Source organism: Pseudomonas siliginis (assembly GCF_019145195.1).
In the GTDB taxonomy this organism is placed as follows: Bacteria; Pseudomonadota; Gammaproteobacteria; order Pseudomonadales; family Pseudomonadaceae; genus Aquipseudomonas; species Aquipseudomonas siliginis.
This window is the reverse complement of sequence record NZ_JAHSTW010000001.1, coordinates 79352-101028: the sequence shown is the minus strand read 5'-3', so window position 1 is coordinate 101028 and position 21677 is coordinate 79352. Positions and strand designations below refer to the sequence as shown.

Annotated in this window: 23 protein-coding genes and 1 tRNA gene; 9 read left to right on the top strand and 15 right to left on the bottom strand. The window is 60.6% G+C overall.

The genetic code is table 11. The features are described 5' to 3' along the window. The first annotated feature begins 29 nt into the window (after positions 1–29). Together KVG87_RS00470 and KVG87_RS00465 are read left to right on the top strand one after the other, a co-directional pair. Positions 30–389, top strand: coding sequence for a DUF6124 family protein (locus tag KVG87_RS00470; protein WP_217848529.1), 360 nt, complete (start codon positions 30–32; stop codon positions 387–389). 213 nt (positions 390–602) lie between these two features. Further along, a complete protein-coding gene (locus KVG87_RS00465) occupies positions 603–1550 on the top strand; it encodes a cytochrome D1 domain-containing protein (protein ID WP_076563115.1) in 948 nt (315 codons plus the stop codon). A gap of 203 nt (positions 1551–1753) precedes the next feature. Here the strand turns inward: KVG87_RS00465 and KVG87_RS00460 are convergent, their stop codons facing one another. From KVG87_RS00460 to KVG87_RS00415, 10 genes are all read right to left on the bottom strand, one after another. Then, positions 1754–2734, bottom strand: coding sequence for a substrate-binding domain-containing protein (locus KVG87_RS00460; protein ID WP_217848527.1), 981 nt, complete (start codon positions 2732–2734; stop codon positions 1754–1756). A 167-nt stretch (positions 2735–2901) separates the two neighbouring features. After that, positions 2902–3849, bottom strand: a complete 948-nt coding sequence (locus tag KVG87_RS00455; protein WP_217848525.1) for a peptidylprolyl isomerase — start codon at positions 3847–3849, stop codon at positions 2902–2904. After that, positions 3846–4316: a YbjN domain-containing protein gene (locus KVG87_RS00450; protein WP_217848523.1), complete on the bottom strand. Its 471-nt coding sequence runs from the start codon at positions 4314–4316 to the stop codon at positions 3846–3848. Before KVG87_RS00450 ends, KVG87_RS00455 begins: the two co-directional genes overlap by 4 nt. A 17-nt stretch (positions 4317–4333) precedes the next feature. Beyond that, positions 4334–4963 (bottom strand): DNA repair protein, encoded by a 630-nt coding sequence (locus KVG87_RS00445; protein ID WP_217848520.1) that lies wholly within the window; start codon positions 4961–4963, stop codon positions 4334–4336. Between the two features lie 17 nt (positions 4964–4980). Further along, positions 4981–6678: a putative porin gene (locus KVG87_RS00440; protein ID WP_024012852.1), complete on the bottom strand. Its 1698-nt coding sequence runs from the start codon at positions 6676–6678 to the stop codon at positions 4981–4983. Between the two features lie 39 nt (positions 6679–6717). Next, entirely contained in the window at positions 6718–7422 is a 705-nt protein-coding gene (locus KVG87_RS00435; protein WP_095179904.1) for an energy transducer TonB family protein, read from the bottom strand. Between the two features lie 3 nt (positions 7423–7425). Then, on the bottom strand, positions 7426–7851 hold the full coding sequence (locus KVG87_RS00430; RefSeq protein WP_047228946.1) for an ExbD/TolR family protein: 426 nt from the start codon (positions 7849–7851) through the stop codon (positions 7426–7428). Between the two features lie 11 nt (positions 7852–7862). Continuing rightward, entirely contained in the window at positions 7863–9662 is a 1800-nt protein-coding gene (locus KVG87_RS00425; RefSeq protein WP_217848518.1) for a DUF2341 domain-containing protein, read from the bottom strand. Positions 9663–9674: 12 nt separating this feature from the next. Then, on the bottom strand, positions 9675–11273 hold the full coding sequence (locus tag KVG87_RS00420; protein WP_217848516.1) for a ShlB/FhaC/HecB family hemolysin secretion/activation protein: 1599 nt from the start codon (positions 11271–11273) through the stop codon (positions 9675–9677). A 54-nt stretch (positions 11274–11327) separates the two neighbouring features. Then, positions 11328–11939, bottom strand: coding sequence for a transposase (locus KVG87_RS00415; RefSeq protein ID WP_217848514.1), 612 nt, complete (start codon positions 11937–11939; stop codon positions 11328–11330). A 413-nt stretch (positions 11940–12352) separates the two neighbouring features. On the opposite strand from KVG87_RS00415, the gene KVG87_RS00410 reads away from it, so the two are divergent. From KVG87_RS00410 to KVG87_RS00395, 4 genes are all read left to right on the top strand, one after another. After that, on the top strand, positions 12353–13978 hold the full coding sequence (locus KVG87_RS00410) for an NADP-dependent glyceraldehyde-3-phosphate dehydrogenase (protein ID WP_217848512.1): 1626 nt from the start codon (positions 12353–12355) through the stop codon (positions 13976–13978). 102 nt (positions 13979–14080) lie between these two features. Beyond that, a complete protein-coding gene (locus KVG87_RS00405; protein ID WP_095179895.1) occupies positions 14081–14437 on the top strand; it encodes a DUF3302 domain-containing protein in 357 nt (118 codons plus the stop codon). A gap of 2 nt (positions 14438–14439) precedes the next feature. After that, positions 14440–15399, top strand: a complete 960-nt coding sequence (locus KVG87_RS00400; RefSeq protein WP_016774598.1) for an HlyD family secretion protein — start codon at positions 14440–14442, stop codon at positions 15397–15399. A 57-nt stretch (positions 15400–15456) separates the two neighbouring features. Then, positions 15457–16497, top strand: a complete 1041-nt coding sequence (locus KVG87_RS00395) for an FUSC family protein (RefSeq protein WP_217849359.1) — start codon at positions 15457–15459, stop codon at positions 16495–16497. Positions 16498–16500: 3 nt separating this feature from the next. On the opposite strand, the gene KVG87_RS00390 is transcribed toward KVG87_RS00395, so the two are convergent. Beyond that, positions 16501–17394 (bottom strand): DMT family transporter, encoded by an 894-nt coding sequence (locus KVG87_RS00390; protein WP_217848503.1) that lies wholly within the window; start codon positions 17392–17394, stop codon positions 16501–16503. Between the two features lie 147 nt (positions 17395–17541). Between KVG87_RS00390 and KVG87_RS00385 the strand changes: the two genes are divergently transcribed. Together KVG87_RS00385 and KVG87_RS00380 are read left to right on the top strand one after the other, a co-directional pair. After that, complete coding sequence (locus KVG87_RS00385) at positions 17542–17979, top strand: Lrp/AsnC family transcriptional regulator (protein WP_056785725.1); 438 nt, start codon at positions 17542–17544, stop codon at positions 17977–17979. A 58-nt stretch (positions 17980–18037) separates the two neighbouring features. After that, positions 18038–18367 carry a YceK/YidQ family lipoprotein gene (locus KVG87_RS00380; RefSeq protein ID WP_217848494.1) on the top strand — a complete coding sequence of 110 codons (330 nt, stop codon included), beginning with the start codon at positions 18038–18040 and terminating at the stop codon, positions 18365–18367. Positions 18368–18432: 65 nt separating this feature from the next. On the opposite strand, the gene KVG87_RS00375 is transcribed toward KVG87_RS00380, so the two are convergent. After that, positions 18433–19104 carry a Bax inhibitor-1/YccA family protein gene (locus KVG87_RS00375; protein WP_008006561.1) on the bottom strand — a complete coding sequence of 224 codons (672 nt, stop codon included), beginning with the start codon at positions 19102–19104 and terminating at the stop codon, positions 18433–18435. A 123-nt stretch (positions 19105–19227) separates the two neighbouring features. Between KVG87_RS00375 and KVG87_RS00370 the strand changes: the two genes are divergently transcribed. Next, positions 19228–19315, top strand: a tRNA-Ser gene (locus tag KVG87_RS00370). A gap of 137 nt (positions 19316–19452) precedes the next feature. On the opposite strand, the gene KVG87_RS00365 is transcribed toward KVG87_RS00370, so the two are convergent. From KVG87_RS00365 to pstB, 3 genes are all read right to left on the bottom strand, one after another. Further along, positions 19453–20094, bottom strand: coding sequence for a hypothetical protein (locus KVG87_RS00365; protein WP_225930727.1), 642 nt, complete (start codon positions 20092–20094; stop codon positions 19453–19455). Then, positions 20094–20792 (bottom strand): hypothetical protein, encoded by a 699-nt coding sequence (locus KVG87_RS00360; protein ID WP_024012840.1) that lies wholly within the window; start codon positions 20790–20792, stop codon positions 20094–20096. The genes KVG87_RS00365 and KVG87_RS00360 overlap by 1 nt, the downstream gene beginning before the upstream one ends. Positions 20793–20885: 93 nt before the next feature. Then, positions 20886–21647 carry a phosphate ABC transporter ATP-binding protein PstB gene (pstB, locus tag KVG87_RS00355; protein ID WP_016774591.1) on the bottom strand — a complete coding sequence of 254 codons (762 nt, stop codon included), beginning with the start codon at positions 21645–21647 and terminating at the stop codon, positions 20886–20888. Positions 21648–21677 lie beyond the last annotated feature (30 nt).

Below are 21677 nucleotides of genomic sequence, written 5' to 3'. Positions count from 1 at the left end.
GGCAGCTTCACCACTCTAGAGGCTTCACCATGATCAAACCAACACCCAACCCACCCGAATCCGACCCCACCTCCCCCTACGAATCCCTCGACTCAAAAAAACTCCACCAAGCCGCCGACCGCGCCCTCGACCACTACCTCTGCCCACCCGGCTCCACCCCACCGCCCCTCAGCCCCCGCGCCATGTACGCCGTCACCGCCGACACCAAAAACGAAGACCTGCTGGCCAACGCCTGCGAAACCCTCGCCTCGGCCAAAACCATCGCCCAGGAATTCGCCGGACTGGTCAAGCCATCGCAACGCCGCACGCTGATGGGGATCGCGCAGTTGATCATGCTCGGGGAATTGGCGGTGAATCGGGTGCTGGATAATCTGGAGTTGCCACAGTAATGCAGGAAAGCTGAGCTGTTGGGTGTCCATTCTGGCCCCTTCGCGAGCAGGCTCGCTCCCACAGTTTGACCGCATTCCAAGCGTGGCTGCGGGCCGGTTCGCGGCGACAACCACTCGTCGGATACCACTGCGCACCTGTCAACTTTGACAGGTGCGCAATTTCGCCAACGCGCATTAACTCATTCCGTCACTTCACAGAACGGAGTCAGCGCCATGTCCAGTCCCAAAGATACCCTCGTTCAAGAACTCGATATTACCGGTAGCAGTCCTGTATCAGCTAACTCGGTTGAGCCCACGCCAATCGCCGAAATCAAGGTCGGATACGAACCGAGGTACATCACCATCAGCCCGGACGGTACCCGGGCTTATGTCGCCCATTTTGAAGAAGAATCAGTATGGGTGATTGACACCGCAACAAATAAGGTCAGCGCCAAAATCCCGTACATAGCCAGGCATATCGCCTTTAGGCCGGATGGTAAGCGCGCTTACATGGGCAGTACTGGAGACACGGTTTTGGTGATTGACACGGCGAGCAGTACCGTCGTGAAGAGAGTTCAAGTCGGACTTGCCGCGTCCGGGATCGCCGTCAATCCGGACGGTACCCGTGCATATGTTTGTAATGCCAGTGATAAAAGCATCTCTGTCATTGATACGTCGACGAATGAAGTCCTGACCACCTTCTCGGTCGACGGCCATCCGTATCATATTGCTTTCAGTCCGGACGGTACCCGCGCGTATTTCACTTGTCCCGACAGGCTGGCGGTTCGGTTGATTGACACTAAAACAAATCAAACCTCGACTGGAGTCGCGTTTGATCTTAGAGGCTTTTACGTCGCTGTCAGCCCGGACGGTACCCGCGTTTATGTCAGTCAGGACCAAAGCACTAAGGTCTGGGTGTTTGACCAGGATTTAAAGCAAGTGTTGGCGAAAATCGAAGTCCCACACGGTCCACAAAACCTCGTTTTCAGTCAGGACGGTAGCCTTCTGTACGCCTCCTGCAGAGATGGCATGATCGCGGTAATTGATACGGCAACGCTTCAAGTACGCAGGAACATCGACGTAGGCCGCTTCCCTACCGAAATGGCCTTTAGTAAGGATGGTAAACACGCTTATGTTTGCAAGTTCCAGGACAACGCAGTGTGGGTGATCGAGGTAGCTTAATCACATTCATCTGCAGCAAACAACGCCACCAAGAAGCTCCGCATCCCTTCCCGAACCGCACGCTATGCGTGCGTTTGGGCAAGGGGTTCGCAGGCGTTGGCCGCAGGTTTGCGCTCTGGCATCTGCGGTCGTTTAAGTCGAAGAAAACGCGCCCGGATCTACATCGCCTTCGCGAACAGGCTCGCTACGACAGGAGGACCGCATCAGGGCTGGAACCATTCGTGGCGTTCGTTGAAGGTTTGCTGGATGAGGTCGATGAGGGCTTTGATTTCGGGGGAGTTTTGCGAGTCGGTGTTTACGGCGAGCCACGCGTGTAGCTGCATCGCTTCGGCGAATAATCCGGGCAGTGCGATGAGGCCACGGTCGAAGCGGCTCATATACGCCGGCAGCAAGCCAATGCAGGCGCCGCACCGGATCATCTCCAGCATCAACTCATAAGATTGCATCTGCACCACCCCAGCCAACCTCTCCTCCACCAACTCATTCCAAGGCCGAAAGCTCTCAACCTGCCGATCACACTGCCACTGCACCAGCATGAAGTCCGCCAGATCTTCCGGCGTTTCCGGTCGCGCTGTCACCCGTGAATAGCGCTTGGCAATGTGCGGCAGATACTCGATCCGCGCGAGGTGTTGCGGTTCGCTGGTGGAAAAGGTCGGGCCGGGGTTTGGGCGCTCGCCAGAAGCGAGCCAGAGGACGATGTCAGCACTGACCGCACGCCGGGCCAGTTCGCTATCCAGAGCAATAATTTCCAGACGCAGGCTGGCATTGCGGCGCAGCAACGCGATGAGGTCGCGGCCGAGGATGTCGTGGAGGATGGATGCGGCGACGGCGAGGCGGATCAGTGGCTGTTCGATGACCGGGAGTTTGCGTTCGTGGGCCAGGGTGATGAGTCGGGCCTGCAACTGTTGGCCTTCGCGGGTGAGCGTTAGGGCGCTACCCTGGAAGCTGAACAGGCTGTGTTGCAGTTGTTGTTCGAGTTGCGCGAGTTGTTTGCGCAGCAGCGTCGAGCGCACATTCAGGCTGCGCGCGGCTTGCATGAAGCAACCGCAGCGGGCGCTGACGAGGAAATATTGGGCGACTTCGCTGTCGATGGTCGCGGCCTGGTTGAGCCAGGGTTCGGAGTTGTCTCGCGGCGAAAGGTGAACGCTGGCGGCGTCGCGTCCTGCGGGTTCGGTGAATGACATTGATGACTCCCTGTCGATCTAATGTGGTTGCTCTGAATACACCGGATTCTCATTGGGGGAGCGAGCCTGCTCGCGAAAACGTTGGCACATTCAACATCCTCGCTGACTGACCCACCGCATTCGCGAGCAGCCTCGCTCCCACAGGGGTGAATGGTGTTTGGCTGACGTCAGTGTTTTTCCTCGAGGATTTTGTTCAGTTCAGCGCCGTCGATGCTCAGGGTGGCGGTGTTGAGCATGCCGTCCAGGTAAGCCTGGGCGATCTGTTCCTGGCGTTGTGCGCGCAGGGCCTGGGTCAGTTGGTCGCGCAGTTCCTCCAGCGTCGCGGTGCGGGCCGGTTGTTGTTCGGTGAGCTTGATCACGTGGAAGCCGGCGGCACTTTGCACCGGATCAGACACGGCGCCGACCTTGAGCCGCGCCACAGCGCCACGCACTTCCGGCACCAGTTGTTGCAACGGTTGCAGGCCGGTATCACCGCCCCGCTCTGCCGTGACGCGATCCTGCGAATATTGCGTAGCGAGCGCCGCAAAATCGCCCGGTGCTGTCTGCACCTTCTTGCTCAATTCAGCGGCTTGTTTGCGCACTGTTTCCACATTCGCTGCGTCACTGACGCCAAGGAAAATCTGACTGACCCGGTACATCGGCGGCGTCTGCCAATTGGCCTTGCCGGCGTCGTACGCCTGCTGCAATTCAGCTGCGCTCGGATACTCCGCCGGCACCTGACTCACCGAGCGCAAATAATCACGAAACACGATTTGCTCAGTCGCTGCGCGAGTCTGCCGGGCAACGTCCGGCCGCTGCGCCCAACCCTGCGCATCGGCCTGTTCAAGCACGGCTTTTTCCGCCAGCCGCGCACGAATCCAGCGCTCCAGCGCCTCACGGTTGCCGCGCAGCTGTTCGCGGGTTTGCGCCGGGACGGTGGCCAGCAGCGCCTGCAATTCCTCTGGCGAAACCTGCTGATTGCCTAACCGCGCCACTGCTGGCCCGGCTGCAACCGCCATCACCGGCGAGGGCTGCTGAGCGGCGACCGGATCACTGCCCGGCCGCAGCACCAATGCCACGGCCACCACCAACAACGCCAGCGCTCCGGCGCCGATCACCATGGCAGGCTTTTTCACAGTGCGACTTCCTCTTGTTCGGCGACAGCGGATTTGGCGGTTTGCACACCATTGGTCTGGCTGAAGTCGCGCAGGTAAACGATGAATTCCTGCAACAGGCGATCCCACAGTTCCAGATTGCCGCGCAGGTGCTCGTTGCTCACCCCAGCGGCCACGACCACGTCCATTTCCATCAGCAGAAACTCGCCCTGCAACGACAACCGTGCAAACCGCCGCGTAGCGTTCCACTGCTCGGCCACGCCCTGGGGCAAGTCGCCCTGCACGCGCAGCGCACAGCTGAAGGTGAAATCAACAAAGCTGCCCTGCTCCACCGCCGGGTTGCCGAAACGCACGGCGTAGCCGATGCCCTGACTGGCGCTGAGCAACTGGACGATGCCGTTCTGTTCACTCTGGTTGACACGATAACCGGCGGCTTGCAGAACGTCGGTCAGCGATTGCGGGGAAACGTGGGTGATCAATTGAGTCATGGCTTTCTTCCTTGCTATCAGTGAGCGATCGCCGCTTGCGGCGCGTCGAATTGGGTTTTGTACAGCTCGTCGCCAAAGCCTTGCGCCAGTTCATCGAACTTGACCCGGGCGCTGCCGGCGAAGGGCTGGCGGATCTTCATCACTTCGGCGACGTCGATGTTTTCGTAGGCCGTGAGGATCTGTTTGGCGACGCCGTACATTTGCTGATTCTTGGCTGAACATTGCTGCACTTGTGTGTCACGTTCCGCCAGTTGCGCTTGCAGCTTCGAGCGTTCGGCTTCCTTGCCGCGAGCGAGGACCAGCAACTCGTCGTAGGCTTTCTTGAACTTGCCGGTCTGCTCGGCACTGGCCGCGACTTGCGCCTGCGCCTGGCTATGCAGGCTCTGTTGCTGCCCTGCGAGTTGCTCGGCGAGGCCTTTGGCCTTGGTCAGTTCGGCAGTCAGCTGCTTGATCTGCGCCTGGGCTGCCTTGGCCTCGTTCTGCGCCGCCAGTTGCGCGGCGCTGGCCTGGGCCTGCTGACTTTGCAGGGCCTGCAATTGCTGGGTGGTGCTGCGCAATTGCGTGCGCAGGCGTTCTTCCATGCCTTCGCCGTTCGCCCCGGTGGCAAGCAGCAAACCCAGGCCCAGCGCGAGAAAACGCGTGTTCATAAAGCTCTCCCGGCGCCTTAGAAGCGCGTGTTGATCTCAAGCTGCAAGACGTCGATGTCGAACGGCGCGCCGTACACCGCTTCGGTGCTCATCCAGCGACCCGTGGCGGAAACGTTCTTCGCCAGGCCGTAGTTGCCGCCCATGAAATAGCCCTTGGCGTTGGTGCCGCCGAGGTGGAACGAGGAGTCGTTGAAGCCGTCCGGCAAGGCGTCCGGCTGGATGTACTTGTAGCCGGCGAACAGGTTCCAGTCGCCCTTGCGTTTGAGGTCCAGTGCGTTGCCGAGGGTGAACTGCACCATCCATGCATTGGCGCCGCTTTCGATCTCGCCGTTGCTGTCGAGGTTGTTGACGATCTGCCCGGCGGAACGCTTGCGCATGTCGCCTTCGTCGTAGCTGAGGTTGTGGATGTAGTTGCCTTGGCTGCGCAGTTTGAAGTCCTGCGGCAGGTCGGCGTCCCACACGACGTTGAGATCGAGCAGGTTGAACTCGGACGCAAGCCCGACGAATTGCGGCTGCGGCGTGGCGCTCGGGTTGAGCGGGTTCGGCGTGATGTCACGCAGCAGGAACACGCTGTTGCCCTTCTGCATGAACGCTGCGCGGGTGCCATCGCTGTCGCAGCCCGGCGCGCCGGCCCACGGTTCGCAGGGGCTGGAGCGCTGGCCCTGAATGTCGTCGAAGCGGTAATAGGCCAGCGCGCCTTTGAGGCGGTTGTTGCTATTGATCGCCCACTTCGCGCCGAGCTGCGCGCCATACAGCCATTTGTTGTCGCTCTCTTCCTTGTCGAAACCGTTACTGCTGGAGGTGTCGTTGGTGTAATCCACCGGGAACGCGCCGACCGTGCCGAACACACCCCAATCGCGGTTGAGCTTGTGGTCGAAGATCGCCGCCACACCGTCGAAATTCAGGTCGTTGGAATAGAGCATGTCGGTGGACATGAACGGGTTGGCGAAGCGTCCGCCGGTCAGAGTCAATTCGTCCATTGGCTTCCAGGTCAGGTAGCCCTGATCGAGCCAGATGTCCTTCTTGGCGAAGCCGCCGCCGAGGTTCTGCGTGGTCGATACCGGGTTGTTGTCCGAACCGGTGCCGATGCGAATGCCGGCGGTCCATTCCTCCGAAATCACCGCTTTCATGCCCAGACGAGCGCGCAGGCGAAAGAGGTTTTCGCGGTCTTCGCGGGTATTGAGCAACGGCGGCAGGCTGGTGCTGCTGTTGGGGTTTACGTCGTACGGGCCATTGTTATTGAGCTTGGCGAAGTCGACGATTTCGTTGCTGTTGTTGCCCGAGTAGTAACGCGATTCGTCACGCAGACGAATGTCGCCGTCGAAGCTGATGCGCGAGGCCCAGTCCGGGAAGGTATTCGGCGCTGCCCAGTTTTCCTGTTTGGCGGTGGCCATCACCTCGGCTTTGACCTGATCGCGGATCTGGTCGCGCACCGCTGCCGGTACGTACTGCACGCGCACATCCCCCGGCGCGGCGACCGGCCCGGCCGCGACCGCGGTGGACGCGGCAGCCTGTTTGGCCTGCGCCGCTTCGTTCTGCGCCTGGGCGATCAGCGCGTCGGCCTTGTCCTGCTTGAGAATGCCCTGCTCGACCAGCAAGCGGATCAGATTGATCGTGGCGTTCTCCGACGGCGCAGGCGCTGCCACGGCCTGACCGACCAGGGTCGCAATGACCATGCCGACCGCCAGGGACAATCGATTCACGTTGGAAATCATCTGCACACAACTCCTTTTGCCAAAGCTTGAATAAGTGAATTAACCCGGACGCCGCCCTTGCAGGGACAGGCGCACGGGCAAAGTGATAGAGGCCGGAGGCCGTTCGCTGAGGGCTGGCGCACCGCGTAAAGCGGCCAGCACCTGGGTATCGATTTGCGGGTTGCCGCTGGACTTGATCAGCTCGACACGGGTGATCTCGCCGACGCTGCTCAGCCAGACATCGGCCTGCAGCGAGAATGCGAGGTTGCGCAGCTCGGGGTTCTCACGCAGCAAACGCTGGAAGGTGAACGCGAGAAACTGGCTGTACGTGCCCGTGCCCAAACGCCCACCACCCGCGCCAGCCATGCCGCCGCCCTTGCCTGCGCCGATGTTGAAAGCGTCGCTACCGGACTGCGCGTCGCCGTCCATTTGCATCGGGTTGGCCAGATCGTCGGCCGGCGATGGCGGCGCCTCTTCTTCAGGCTTGACCTCCTCCGGCTCCGGCGTTGGCTCGGGCTCGACGACTTTTTCTTCCACCGGCGTTTCCGGCTCTGGCGGTTTCTCCGGCGGCGGTGGTGGCGGTGGCGGCAACGGAATGATCGTCGGCACCTTCGGCGCTTCGCGACGCACGCCGGCCATGTCGTTGGCCCACTGCCAGAGGAACCACGCGGCGAGTGCGCCGACCAGCAATCCGGCGCCCCACTTCACATAGCGCAACGGCGACTTTTTCACGGGCGGCGGTTCGATTGGGAGTTGTGCGGTCATGACTCAGCCCTGACTCGGTTTGCCGGTGACGAGACCGACCTGGGACAGTTCGAGCCGGCGCAGCAGGTCGAGCACTTCGATGACTTTCTGGTACTGCACCGTCGCATCGCCACGCACGATCACCGGAAAATCCGGGCTCTGCGCTTTCTCGATGCGCAGGCGCTCTTCCAACTCGCCCAAGGTCACCGGATAGGCATCGAGAAACACCTGGCCGCCGTCGTTGACCGAGATCGCCTTGGTCTTGGCCTCCGACAGCGACACCGAAGCGCTGGCCTTGGGCAGGTTGATCTGGATCCCGGAGACCTGCGCGGTGGCAGTGAGGATGAACATCACCAGCACCACCATCAGCACATCGACCAGCGGAGTGATGTTGATGCTGTCGACGGCGGCATCGTCATCATCGTCGTGGGAGGCATTTACGGACGCCATGTCAATGCTCCTCAGGCCGGTACGGAGTGGTTGGCGTGATGGCCGCGCTGGTGCGACGCCTCACTGAACTGGCTCTCGCCATGCATCTCCGCCAGACGAGTGATGAACTCGTCGACGAACACGCGCATGTCGGCGCTGACTTCCTTGTTGCGGGTGATCAGGCGGTTGTAGCCAAACAGCGCGGGGATCGCGACGAACAGGCCCATCGCCGTGGCGAGCAGTGCTGCGGCCATGCCCGGCGCGATGGCGTTGATGTTGACGTCGCCGGCCATTGCCGTGCCGAGGAACACCACCATGATCCCCAGCACCGTACCGAGCAGGCCGATGTACGGGCCGCCGGCGATGGCGTTGGACAGGGTCGAGAGTTTCGAACTCAGTTGCTGGTTCTCGCGGGTGCGCACACCGTCCATCGAGCAGCGAATGGCTTCGATGGTCGCGGCGGAAACCGACGAGGTATCGGCGCCCTGCTCGCGGCGGGTGCGGATCTCTTTGACTGCCACCAGATACAGGCGCCACAGCGACGAATGCTGCAGACGCTGAGCCAGTTGCGCGTCGTCGGCGAACATTTCCAGACGCGTGCCGACCTTGGCGAATTGCACGCGAAAGTCTTCGTTGGCCGCAGTGACGCGACTGAGGCTGCGGTTCTTGCGCAGCATGATGATCCACGACTGGAACATCATCAGCACCAGCACGGCGATGATCACCCAGGCGTCGATGGGCACCGCGTTAAGGAGGAAGCCGAGGCTGCCGAAACCGAACCCCGACTGTTCTTCATCGACGCCGTAAGCGACCAGTTTCGACTCGGCGCCTTGCGAGGTGGCATCCGCCAGCAACAGCGCGGCCGGACGGGCGACCTTCGACAGGCGCAGTTCATCAATAGCGCCAGCGAATGGCTGGAACGCGCCTTCCTGCAGATCAGCGCCGATGGCCATGACCGAGTTGAACGCCGGCATCGCCTGGGCCAACGCAGCACTCTCGCGACCGTTAACGTACAGCGTGACTTTCGAGCCCTCGGCAGTCAGCGCAACGTGCTGCCATTGCGAAGGAGCCAGAGCTTGCGTGGCGGCAGCGCGCTGGCCGTCGATTTCCACGAACGGCAGGCCTTGGCTGACACCGATCAGCAGACTTTGCATGCCTTCGCGCCGAGCCAGGATCAGTTGCTCGCCAGTGGCCTGATCCAGACGCAGCCAGGCGCTGAAAGTGAACGCGCTACCAGCGTTGTGTTGCAGCGACGGACTGGCCGGCAGCAACAACGGCTGACCGCTGAACTGCAAGGCACGGCCGACGACGCCATCGATCGCTGTGCCGGTCGCGCTTTGCGCGGTGTTGCCGTACGCCGTGGTGTCTTTCGCCGGGGTGCCGGTGGCGCCGTCGAAGTGATACAGCGCGGTGTAATTCGGATCGAAAGTCAGTTGGCCGTTGCCGGTAGCCGGGGCTTTCTGGTTGCCGTAATACATCCAGATGTCCTGACGCTGACCGCCCTCGACATTCGGCACATCGACCCAGATCAGCGCCATGCCCATCAGCGCATCGAAACTCTCGATCTGGTGGTTGATCACGGTTTTGTCATCGGCGGCGACAAAGCGCAGATCGGAGCCGTCCTCTTTCACGCCGTCGAAGGTGAAGTTGCCGGTGTGCAGGCGCACCAGCAGCGCGGTGCGGCCGAGGGCCTGATTGATCGCCGCGCCTTGCGGTGTGGTGTCGACGGCGATCTGCTTGCGGTAATGCCAGTCGTCCTGCCACCAGGCCTGAGCCGTGGCCGGGAGCACGAAGCCCAGGCAGATCAACAACGAAAGGAAGAGGCGTTGCATGGACGTGCTCCGTTAGAAAGTGGCTTGGAGGTTGAAGTGCAGGCGCGATTCCTGCTTTGAGGTGTTCGGCCCTTCGAGTAGCGGGTAGCCCCAGTCGAGGCTGCCGGACAGCCATTTACTGAGGCTGGCGCGGGTGCCGAGGCCGACGCTGGCCAGAGCGTAATTGGCGTCCTGATCCGGCAGTTCGTCGCGCAGGTACAGCTGCGCACCTTCGGCGAAGGCATAGAAGCGCCAGTCCTGCATCCACGTGCCGGCGAATTTCGCCAGCGACGGTGTGCGCAATTCCTGGCTGAGCAGGTAGCCGTCATCGGCGGTGCGCTCGGCAGCGAGATAGCCGCGCACCGAAGTGGCACCGCCGGCGGAGAATTGTTCGTTGGAAACCAGCGGCCCCGAGGCGAGTTGGAATGCGGCTTTGCTTGCGCTCTGCCAGTCGCTGTCGAAGGTCCAGGTGTAGTTGGTGTCGCCCTTGAGCACGGCGAAACTCGGTTTGGCGCGATAGCGTTTGTAGTCGAAATCTTCGTCGTCACTGCCGTAGCCGAACACGCTGCGGGTGGCGGCAACCAGACTCAGGCCGAGGCCGAGCTGGCTCTTTTCGCTGTAGCGATAGCCGTTGTAGGCGAAGGTGAACGGCGCGTATTTGAGCGGCACCTTGTCGCTTTCGCCGGACAGGCTCAGGCGCTCGTCGAAGTCCTTGAAGTCGATGCCGGCGGACAACGAGTTCGACCAGTTGCCGCTCGAGGGCAGCGTGTAAATCGCCGCGACGCCGTAGCTGTGACCCTTGCCGAGCACGTTGCTGCCGCCGATGGTGGCGACGTTGCTGTCGGACTGGTAACCGGAGAACTGCACGCTCCAGCGCTCGCTCAGCGGCGCGGTGTAGGACCCGGACCAGACCTTGGCGTTGTCGGTTTCCTGCGGCGCGGTGAAGAACGTCAGGTTGACGCTGTGGCCAAGCTGCCAGAGGTTGTTGTAACCGAGGCTGGTGACGCTGCGCAGCTTTTCGGTGTCGGCACTGTAGTCGTTATTGAGGCCGACGCTGGCCGTCCACGGGTTCTGGTCTTCGACCTGCAAGTCGACGTCCATGGTGCCGGGGCGCTGCCCTTCACGCACCAGCGGCATGACCTGGCGACCGGGGGTCTTGTTGAGCTGCGCCAGTTCGCCCTGGACTTTGGCAAAGTCCGGCACCTCGCCTTCTTTCAGCGCCGGGACGTTGTCGCGGATGTCCAGCGGCGAATAGTGTCTGGCGCCGACCACGCGCACCCGGCCGACCTTGGTTTCGCTGACTTGCAGATAGACGATGCCATCGGCCACAGCCTGCTCGGGCAGCTCGACAAACACCGACTGATAGCCGCGCTCCTGATAGGCCTTCTGCAACGCATCGCGGGCGCCTTCGATATCGCTCAAGGCTTTCTGCGGGCCGAGAAACGGGTACACCGCTTCTTCGATCGCCCGGGCATCGAGCACGGTATTGCCGCGCACGAAGTATTCGTTGACGTCGACCAGCCGCTGCGCGGCGGGCGCTTCTGTGCCCTCCTCGGCCAGAGCCGGCTGCGCGCCCGCCGTCACCAGCAGCCAGCCCCACAGCGCCAGCCGTGACGTGAAAATCCGTTCCACATTACCCCCTGAAATTCGCGATGACCTGTGGGCGTTAGCGCCCGGTGTGCTGCGTCAATTGCTGATCGTTGTGGCGCAGGCGTGCTTGCCCAGCCAGGTGTGCAACAGCGCAAAGTTCAGCGAGAACTCGGGCATTTGCAGCAAGGCACCGCAGAACACTTCGCCGATGATTTTCTGAATCAGCAGCACCGCACGCGGCTCGTTGAGCAGCGTGGCGATGTCACGGCTGAGGGCGGTGAAACTCCAGACCTTCTGGTTCAGGCCAAGGCCGACGAACCAGCGGAACAGCAGGTTGTAATTGAGCTGTTCATAGAGCTGCTGTTCGCTGGGCACCGAATACAGCAATTGCAGGAGCAGGATGTGCATCACCGTCTGCGCGGGAATGAGCATGCCGGGCGCGGCGTTGAGGTCGCGCAGCAGGTCCCGATGGGCGTCGAGCAGATCGTCGATCTGCGGGCGCAGCAGCACCAGCGAATGGCCCGGCGGAATGTAGCTGGAGACTTCTTTCAAAGCGCCCTGCCAGTCATCCTGCGAGACGATCCAGACCCACGGCGCGCCGTAGCGATACACCGAAACCGGCTTCTTGCGCGCGGCTTCGACGATCTTCGACAGGCGTTGATCGAGCTCCTGCATGCCCACTTTCGAATAGCGTTCCATAGTCCCCATTGCCTCACTCCCGGCGTCCCGCCTCGGCTTGCAAAGTGCGCCCCGAAAGGCCCCTCAAGCGCGTTACACAGGCATGACCGGACTGGCAAAGGGCTACCGAACTTTTGTCATAAAAGCTTCATTACGAAACTGCACATGGCCCGCGAAATCACTCAGACCCTGTGGGAGCTGGCTTGCCAGCGATGGCGGTGGGTCATTCAATCAAGCGGGTGGATGTGCCGACCCCATCGCTGGCAAGCCAGCTCCCACAGGGATTAGGGGTGGCATGAGATTCGGCGACGCGCCTGCCCTTTTGCTCTGTACCGTTGCGTGACATTCGCGTGACATTCACAGGGTTAAATCCCGGCCCGTTCAGGCGTATAACCTTCACAAGACTTTCAATCGGCACGCCGACTTCAACACAGGGTAGTGACATGACCACAGCAAACATCCTTGGCAACCTGTTCCCTTCGGTCAGCGACATCTCGGAAAAATATCGCCTCGACGCTCAGGTCGAGCAGCGTGAATATCTGGTCGATGGCCAGTTGCGCCGCTGGGACGGCCCGCTCGCGCAGGTGCGCAGCCCGGTGTATCTGAAAAGCGAAAACGGCGAAGAACAGGTGATCCTCGGCAGCACGCCGCTGCTGGATGCCGACACCGCCCTTACCGCCCTAGACGCTGCCGTTCGCGCTTACGATCGCGGCCAAGGCCTGTGGCCAACCATGCGCGTGGCCGAGCGCATCCAGCACGTCGAAGCATTCCTCGGCCGCATGCGCGAGCAGCGCGAGGCGGTGGTCAAGCTGCTGATGTGGGAGATCGGCAAGAACCTCAAGGACTCGGAAAAAGAGTTCGATCGCACCTGCGATTACATCGTCGACACCATCAATGCCCTGAAAGAACTCGACCGCCGTTCCAGCCGCTTTGAGCTGGAGCAGGACACCCTCGGCCAGATCCGCCGCGTGCCGCTCGGCGTCGCCTTGTGCATGGGGCCTTACAACTATCCGCTGAACGAAACCTTCACCACGCTGATTCCGGCACTGATCATGGGTAACACCGTGGTGTTCAAACCGGCCAAGCTCGGCGTGCTGCTGATTCGCCCGTTGCTCGAAGCCTTCCGCGACAGCTTCCCGAGCGGCGTGATCAACGTCATCTACGGCAGCGGCCGCGAGACTGTCAGTGCTTTGATGGCCAGCGGCAAGATCGACATCTTCGCCTTCATCGGCACCAACAAGGCTGCCAGTGACCTGAAGAAGCTGCACCCGAAACCACACCGTTTGCGCGCGGCTCTGGGTCTGGACGCCAAGAACCCGGGTATCGTCCTGCCTGAAGTCGATCTCGACAACGCCGTCAGCGAAGCGGTCACCGGTTCGCTGTCGTTCAACGGTCAGCGCTGCACCGCACTGAAAATTCTTTTCGTGCATGAAGACGTGGTCGACAGCTTCATCGAGAAATTCAACGCCAGACTGGCCACGCTGAAACCGGGCATGCCGTGGGACAGCGGCGTGGCGCTGACGCCGCTGCCGGAGGCGGGCAAGGTCGATTATCTGCACGGTCTGGTCGCGGATGCGCAAAGCAAAGGCGCTCAGGTAGTCAACCCGAATGGCGGTGAATCCCACGCCTCGTTCTTCTACCCGGCAGTGCTGTATCCGGTGAATCCGCAAATGCGCGTCTATCAGGAAGAACAGTTCGGTCCGGTCGTGCCCATCGTGCCGTACCGCCACCTCGATACGGTGATCGACTATGTGCTGGAATCCGATTTCGGCCAGCAGTTGAGCATCTTCGGCACCAACCCGGTGGCGGTCGGCCGGCTGGTCGACACTTTCGCCAACCAGGTCGGGCGTATCAACCTCAACGCCCAGTGCCAGCGCGGCCCGGACACTTACCCGTTCAACGGTCGCAAAAACTCCGCCGAAGGCACGCTGTCGGTTCACGATGCATTGCGAGTGTTTTCGATCCGCACCCTGGTGGCGACCAAGTTCCAGGAGAGCAACAAGGATCTGATCAGCGAGATCATTCGCGGGCGTGATTCGAGCTTCCTGACCACCGATTACATCTTTTGACGGGTGATCGGCAGGATTGAATGATCCTGCCGATCCGTCAGCCCCCCGGCGATTCAGTGACTACACTCAGCCCAGCATTGCTGGATGCCCGGGAGGCTGACCATGCTCGATTACTTCGCATTGGGTCTGTTGGTTTTTGTCGGTCTCGTGCTGTTTTACGGGATCATCGTGCTGCATGACATCCCGTACGAGATCGCTGTCCACCGCAACCACCCGCACCAGGACGCGATCCATGCCACTGGCTGGGTCAGTCTGTTCACCTTGCATGCACTCTGGCCATTTCTGTGGATCTGGGCGATGGCCTATCGCGAGGATCGCGGTTGGGGTTTCGGCGATGGCAAACCCATTCAGAATCACGTCGATCAACTGGAGCAACAGGTCGTCGAGCTGCAAGCCCGGATCGAGCGGCTGGAAGCGCAGTCGCCGGTTGCGCCTCACTCTGACAGCCGGGGGATCTGAGCATGGATCTGTTGCTCATCCTCACGTATGCCGCGCTCTGCGTCGCGATTTTCAAGATCTTCCGCATTCCGCTGAACAAATGGACGGTGCCCACCGCTGTCCTGGGTGGCGTGCTGATCATCGGCGCGCTGATTTTCACCATGAACTACAACCATCCCTATTCTGAGGTGGCGCGCTCCTACTTCGTCTCGGTGCCGGTCATTCCGATCATCAGCGGCCAGGTGATCGACGTGCCGGTAAAGGGCAACGAACCCCTGGAAAAAGGCGACGTGCTGTTCCGCATCGATCCAACGCCTTTCCAGAACCGTCTGAAATCGCTCAAGGCGCAACTGGTTGCAGCCAAAGGCGACCGCTACCGCATCACCGAACTGATCCGCCGCAACTTCGGCACCCAGCGAGAACTGGACGCGGCCATTGCTCGCACCGACGATCTGCAGGCGCAACTGGACAATGCGCAGTTCGAGCTGGACAACACCGTGGTTCGAGCGCCGAGCAAAGGCTTCGTCACCCACGTTTCGCTGCGACCGGGGATGATGGCGAGCAAGCTGCCGCTGCGCCCGTCAATGGTGTTTATTCCGCAGGAAGGTCAATACTTCGCCGCCTGGATGCGCCAGAACAGCCTATTGCGTCTGACCGTGGGCGACGAGGCCGAAGTCGCCTTCGATGGCATTCCCGGCAAGGTCTTCGCCGGTCGGGTGAAAAGTGTGATCGGGGTGATCGCCGAGGGCCAGGTGCAACCTTCCGGTACCCTGATCAGCTACACCGGTTCGCCACCGGCCGGACGCGTGCCGGTGATCATTGAAATCACTGACCCGGCGTTCGCCGAATACAGCGCGCTCATGCCGGGCGGCGCCTACGGGCAAGCGGCGCTTTACAGTCAGCACTTTCATCACATCGGCGCGATGCGCAAAATCCTGCTGCGCATGTCCGCCTGGATGAATTACATTTTCCCCTTCCATTGATTTGACTGACTCACGAGGTTCGCACTGACTACTTACAGCACCCACCGCCTGCCACCGCTGTTGCGCCGTATCCTGCGTCCGTTACTGGACCCGTATCGGCGCTACCGTCACGCCCGACTGATCCATTCCGTGCGGGTGGCCTTGGGATTGTTGGCGACGATTCTGCTGACCACTGGCATCAATCTGCCCCACGGCGAATGGGCGTCAGTGACCATGCTGGTGGTCATCGGCGGTTTGCAGCATCACGGCAACATCGGCAAAAAAGCCGCCGAGCGCGCCATTGGTACCTTGATCGGCGCGGGGGTCGGATTGGCCCTAGTGGCGCAGCACGCCTGGCTGGACATGCCGTGGCTGACCTACTTTTCCATGGCTGTGGTGTGCGGTTTTTTCTCGTATCACGCGATTGGCAAGGGCGGCTACACCGCCCTGCTCTCGGCGATCACCGTGTTCATCGTTGCCGGGCATGGCGACAACCCGATCACCGATGGACTGTGGCGCGGCGTCGACATCCTGATCGGCATCGCCCTCGCCTTGGCGTTTTCCTTCGCCCTGCCGCTGTACGCGGTCTACTCGTGGCGTTACAACCTCGCCGACGCCTTGCGCGACTGCGCCACAGTGTACGGGCGCATCATCAACGGTGAAGCGGTCAGCGCCGACGAGCATGTGCGGCTGATGAGCAAGGTGGGGGCGGTGATGGTGCAGTTACGCTCGCTGATGCCGTCGGTGTCCAAGGAAGTGAAGATTTCCATGACCGAGCTCGACGCGATTCAGCGCAACCTGCGCATGTGCATCAGCACGCTGGAGATCCTCGGCAATATCCGCCCCAACGCAAGCGACCCGCAGGCCACGGCACATCTGCAAACGGCACTGAAGGCTGAGCACCGGCAGATTCGTGTGCAACTGATCGGCATGGCTCGCGCGTTGAAAACCGGGGCCTCGCAACGGCTGGAGCGACCGATGGAGCTGCCAGCAGCGGACCTTGATGCGCCAGTCGCCAATACGCTCGACGGCTACCGGATGCTGACCCGGCAACTCGCCGCCAATATCAGCGAGATGCGCCAGCGCCTGGCAGCCACCGCACCGCGCTGGAACATCTGATCCTTACTGCGCCGCCAGCCGCCGGGCTTTCCAGCCCCAACCTTGTTGCATGCCGGCGGCGGCCAGCAGGATCGCTGCAACGCCTATCCATTGCAGCAATTCGAGGCGATGGCCGAAGGCGAACCAGTCAACGAAAATCGCCGCGATCGGATAAATGAACGACAGTGCGCCGGTCAATGCCGTCGGCAGCTTTTGAATCGCGCCATACAGCAAGACGTACATCAAACCGGTATGCACAATGCCCAGCGTCACCAGACTCGCCCACGCATCGGCGCCCTGTGGCAACGCATCGAAATGCGCGAACGGCGCGAGCAACAACACACCGGTGCAGACTTGAATCAGCGCAATCAGGTGCGGCGGCGTGCCGGTCAGGCGCTTGATGATCAGTGCGGCAATCGCGTAGAGAAACGCCGCGCCCAACGCCAGGGCAATTCCCATCAAGTAATCGTTACCCTCCTCGCCTTGCGTGCTATGGGCACTGACAATCGCCAGCATGCCCATGAACGAAATCGCCAGCCAGAACAGCTTCTGCAGGGTAATTTTCTCGCCGAGGAACAACGCTGCCAAACCGACCAGCATGAACGGCTGCACGTTATAGACCGCCGTACCAATGGCTATCGAGGCGCGGGAATAGGATGCGAACAGCAGCACCCAGTTGCCGACAATCGCCATTCCACTGAGCACCGCCAGCAGAAACGTTGTGCGGGTCAGCATCCCCGGACGCAGGAAGCCGAACGCGGCGCAGACCAACAGCAAGGTGCCGGCGCCGAACACGCAGCGCCAGAACACCACCTCCAGCACCGGTTGCCCGGACACCAGCACAAACCAGCCGATCGTCCCGGATATCAGCATGGCGGCGGTCATTTCCAGCGAACCGCGGCGGATTGCGTTGTCCATCATCTTCTCCTGAGGCTGTGAGCGAAGCATGGCAAAAGTATGCCAAGCGCACCTCGGGCTGCTCCAGCGCATAAAGCAGGCTAAACTTGGTTTTTGCCTTTTTTATCGAGGGTGATTTGCGTCCTTTGCCTAATCCGGAGTTTGAATGTGACTGACGATATCGATCAGATCCTTATCAGCGCGCTGATGGAAGACTCGCGTCGCTCGCTCAAAGCGCTGGCGCAGATCAGCGGCCTGTCATCGCCCAGCGTGGCCGAGCGGTTGCGGCGTCTGGAAGAACGCGGCGTGCTCAAGGGCTACACGGTGGAGATCGATCCGAAATGCTTCGGCTATCAGTTGCAGGCGATCGTCCGGGTGCGGCCGCTGCCAGGGCAACTGCAGGAGGTTGAGCGGCAGATCATGTCGATCCCGGAGTTCACCGAGTGCGACAAGGTCACCGGCGACGACTGCTTTATTGCCCGCCTGCACGTGCGCTCGATGGAGCAGCTCGATACCCTGCTCGACCGACTGAATACGTTGGCCGAAACCAACACCGCGATCGTCAAGAAGACCCCGGTCAAGCGGCGACTGCCACCGATGGCGTAGGTGTCTTTTACCAATGATCAGGGTAGATTGGGGTTTTTCGCGGCTAAGGAATGGCGCTATGAAAATTCAGGCAATACTGCTGGCCGGCATGCTGCTCGGCGGCTGTGGCACGATTCAAACAATAGCGCGCAACGATCAGGCTGCCGTTGACGGACTCAAGCAGCAGAAAAGTTATTGCGGCGCGGTACCGAGAATCTACAGCGGCCTCGCTTATGACTTCTGCACGCTGAACGCTCCGCTGGCCTCAGGCATCGATCCCGATGATCACCGCAACGCGGCCATTCCGGTGGTGCTGGTGGACGCCGTGGTGTCCGGCGCGCTCGATACCTTGCTGCTGCCCTACACGATCTACCGTCAGCAAGTGGACGGCAGCATCGTCATCAACTGAGCAGACACTTTTCTCCAGACGATAAAAAACCCGCCGAAGCGGGTTTTTTATTGCAGCCATTACGATCAGTCGTCGCGGCTCATGATGCCGAACAGTTGCAGCAGGCTGACGAACAGGTTGTAGATCGATACATACAGGCTGATGGTCGCCATGATGTAGTTGCGCTCGCCGCCGTGGATGATCGCGCTGGTCTGGAACAGAATGCAGACCGACGAGAACAGCACGAAGCCGGCGCTGATCGCCAGTTGCAGGCCGCTGATCTGGAAGAAGAAGCTCGCCAGCGTAGCGCCCAGCAGGACAAAGAAACCTGCGGTGATGAATCCACCGAGGAAGCTCATGTCCTTGCGGGTGATCAGCACGTAGGCCGACAGACCACCGAACACCAGTGCGGTCATGGCGAAAGCCGAGCTGACCACTTCAGCGCCGCCCTGCATGCCCAGGTAACGGTTGAGGATCGGGCCGAGCAGGAAACCCATGAAACCGGTCAACGCGAAGGCGGATACCAGGCCCCACGCGGAATCACGGAGTTTGTTGGTGAGGAAGAACAGCCCGTAGAAGCCGATCAGCACCACGAAAATGTTCGGGTAGCCGACACGCATCTGCTGGGCTACGAAGGCCATCACGCCGCTGAATGCGAGGGTCAGAGCCAAGAGACCATAAGTGTTGCGCAGGACGCGGCTAACCTCTAGCTGCTCAGCCTGCACGCTGTTATTAACTGCGTAATCCTGTTCGCGCATGGCGACACTCCTGTTGGTTTGAAACGTTCAGTCGCAAAGATCATAACAGACGCTCTGTAACAAGCCATGCAGAGAGTTTGACAGTGTGTTTCATTCAGGTATTATGGCGCCCGCAACGCAAACGGAGGTGTGGCCGAGTGGTTTAAGGCAACGGTCTTGAAAACCGTCGACTGTAACAGGTCCATGAGTTCGAATCCCATCGCCTCCGCCATCTTTATACGACAAAGCCCTGATTATTCAGGGCTTTGTCGTTTCTGCGAGACATGTTTTGCGCATCTATTGAGTCATTTCTCAGCAGTGCCTCGTACACCTGAGGCGCTGCTGTCCAGATAGCCAATGCGTACTCGCTCAGCCAAGCGACTCAAAGACAGCCTCCGCACGCTGTTGCACCGGCGCCTGAGGTCTGAGCATTTGCTGCCAAGCGAGCTGCGCCTGGACCTTGGCCACCGAATCCAGCACTTTCTGCGCCCAGCGATCATCCTCGGGATGCACCACGACCACCCGGAAGCCATGATCCTTGCCTTCAATCTGCACGCCCTCCGAATCATCGACATGCAAGTCGATATCGAACGCTGGCGGATACTTGGAAGGCGCATTCGACATCCCGTGCGCCGTCAGCGCACGGTTGTGCAGCACGCTGTTGACCACGCCATCGACGCGGATACCGTACAGCGCCAACCAGCGCCTGATATAGGACGGCGTGCGCCCGGATGAGGTGTAGACCCAGACACTGCAATCCTGGCGACGCAGCTCTCGGATCAGCGATCGTGTGCCCATCCGCAACGGCTCACCCAGCCAACGATGAATACAGGCCGGTAGTCGACTGTTCTCGACTGCGCAGTGATGAAGCTGGCAGGCGAGCGTGTCATCGATATCGAACGAAATCCGTATGCGCTGACGTTCGAACAACTGCGGCAAAGCGCAGCGGATAGCCTGCCCTGCCCGGCTGCCGAAGGTTGTCAATCTGGCAAATGCTGGTGCCCAGTTCATCAATGGCCACCTTGAGAGAGAGGCAAAGGCTTGCCTTTGAGAAAGAACTTCATTGGATCGGGCGCCTGTTCTTCTAAGAATGCTGCATATTTTTTCTTGATCTTTGGCAATTCGTACAACGCCTTGACGCCATGCTTGGCGGAATTGCGGATGACCGAAGACGGGTTGAAATAGCCCTCGGCATTTTCCAGGGTCAACACGAATGGAGGCAGCCCTGCCCGCATGAGCAAGTAGCTGACAATCAGCGAGCCACTGCGGTTGTTGCCTTCGATAAACAGCTGCGGCTTGCTCAGAATGCGCACATAGACACCCGCTGCACGCTTCCAGACTGACTCACTGCGATAAGCGCAATACCAGTTGTACAAGTCCTTGATGCCGCCCTCGACGTTGTTGAAGAAATGCGCCTCGGTGGCTGCCAGATGCTGGGCGTATTCCAGCCGGCGCGCCGGATCCCGGCCACAAAGCACCGTGGCATTGATCTCCAGCATCAGGTTCAGTTGCTGCAGATCGAACAGGTCGACGCCGCGGGCAACATACTCGTCAACCAACGCATAGCCTTCAAGCACGTTGTGCAGCACTTCATCAGTCAACGGGTCTCGGGGCTCGGTGAAGTGCCGGCTGAGCTCGGCGAAACGGCTCTGCACTTCCCGCAGTGCACGTTCAATCGCAGGCAAATCAAGACGATGCGTGGCAGGCATTGGAGCTCCTTGGAAACGCTTGGTAAATGTCCACCGATGCCCGCCAAATCCATTTGGCTTGTGCAGGTAGGCGGCCGTGACCGGTGCTGTGACTTAGCTGAACTTGCCGCTGATGTAATCGCCGGTCATCTGTTCACGGGGGTTGTCGAAGATCTGCGCCGTCGGGCCCATCTCGACCAGATAACCGGTGCGTGTGCCCTGGGAAATATCCACCGAGAAAAACGCCGTGGTGTCAGCAACACGGATGGCTTGCTGCATGTTGTGGGTCACCAGTGCGATGGTGTAGTCCTTCTTCAACTCGACCATCAATTCTTCGACGCGCCTAGTGGCGATCGGGTCCAGTGCCGAACAAGGCTCATCCAGCAGCAGGACTTCCGGCTCAGTGGCGATCGCCCGGGCGATACACAGGCGTTGCTGCTGGCCACCGGAGAGCGAGAGGCCGCTGACCTTGAGCTTGTCCTTGACTTCGTCCCACAGCGCGGCGCCTTGCAGCGCATGCTTGACGCGGTCGCCGATATCGCCTTTGTAGCGATTGAGGCGAAGGCCAAACGCGACGTTGTCGAAGATGCTCATCGAGAACGGGTTAGGCTGTTGAAACACCATGCCGATGTAGCGACGTACGACCACCGGATCGACGCCCTTGCCGTAGACGTCCTGCCCGAGGAAATGCACATGGCCCTCGAAACGAAAGCCCTTCACCAGATCGTTCATCCGGTTGAGGCTGCGCAGCACGGTGCTTTTGCCGCAGCCCGAGGGACCGATGAATCCGGTGATCTTGTTTTTCTCGATGGGCACGTGGCTGTCACGTACTGCCATGAAGTTGCCGTAGAAAATCTTGTCCAGTTTGCAGTCCATGACTACAGGCGCCTGGGTGACAAACGGAGC

Coding starts and splice junctions, on each gene's coding strand:
- KVG87_RS00470 (WP_217848529.1), top strand. CDS start 30: ATGATCAAACCAACACCCAACCCACCCGAATCCGACCCCACCTCCCCC.
- KVG87_RS00465 (WP_076563115.1), top strand. CDS start 603: ATGTCCAGTCCCAAAGATACCCTCGTTCAAGAACTCGATATTACCGGT.
- KVG87_RS00460 (WP_217848527.1), bottom strand. CDS start 2,734: ATGTCATTCACCGAACCCGCAGGACGCGACGCCGCCAGCGTTCACCTT.
- KVG87_RS00450 (WP_217848523.1), bottom strand. CDS start 4,316: ATGACTCAATTGATCACCCACGTTTCCCCGCAATCGCTGACCGACGTT.
- KVG87_RS00445 (WP_217848520.1), bottom strand. CDS start 4,963: ATGAACACGCGTTTTCTCGCGCTGGGCCTGGGTTTGCTGCTTGCCACC.
- KVG87_RS00440 (WP_024012852.1), bottom strand. CDS start 6,678: ATGATTTCCAACGTGAATCGATTGTCCCTGGCGGTCGGCATGGTCATT.
- KVG87_RS00435 (WP_095179904.1), bottom strand. CDS start 7,422: ATGACCGCACAACTCCCAATCGAACCGCCGCCCGTGAAAAAGTCGCCG.
- KVG87_RS00430 (WP_047228946.1), bottom strand. CDS start 7,851: ATGGCGTCCGTAAATGCCTCCCACGACGATGATGACGATGCCGCCGTC.
- KVG87_RS00425 (WP_217848518.1), bottom strand. CDS start 9,662: ATGCAACGCCTCTTCCTTTCGTTGTTGATCTGCCTGGGCTTCGTGCTC.
- KVG87_RS00415 (WP_217848514.1), bottom strand. CDS start 11,939: ATGGGGACTATGGAACGCTATTCGAAAGTGGGCATGCAGGAGCTCGAT.
- KVG87_RS00410 (WP_217848512.1), top strand. CDS start 12,353: ATGACCACAGCAAACATCCTTGGCAACCTGTTCCCTTCGGTCAGCGAC.
- KVG87_RS00405 (WP_095179895.1), top strand. CDS start 14,081: ATGCTCGATTACTTCGCATTGGGTCTGTTGGTTTTTGTCGGTCTCGTG.
- KVG87_RS00400 (WP_016774598.1), top strand. CDS start 14,440: ATGGATCTGTTGCTCATCCTCACGTATGCCGCGCTCTGCGTCGCGATT.
- KVG87_RS00390 (WP_217848503.1), bottom strand. CDS start 17,394: ATGGACAACGCAATCCGCCGCGGTTCGCTGGAAATGACCGCCGCCATG.
- KVG87_RS00380 (WP_217848494.1), top strand. CDS start 18,038: ATGAAAATTCAGGCAATACTGCTGGCCGGCATGCTGCTCGGCGGCTGT.
- KVG87_RS00375 (WP_008006561.1), bottom strand. CDS start 19,104: ATGCGCGAACAGGATTACGCAGTTAATAACAGCGTGCAGGCTGAGCAG.
- KVG87_RS00365 (WP_225930727.1), bottom strand. CDS start 20,094: ATGAACTGGGCACCAGCATTTGCCAGATTGACAACCTTCGGCAGCCGG.
- KVG87_RS00360 (WP_024012840.1), bottom strand. CDS start 20,792: ATGCCTGCCACGCATCGTCTTGATTTGCCTGCGATTGAACGTGCACTG.
- pstB (WP_016774591.1), bottom strand. CDS start 21,647: ATGGACTGCAAACTGGACAAGATTTTCTACGGCAACTTCATGGCAGTA.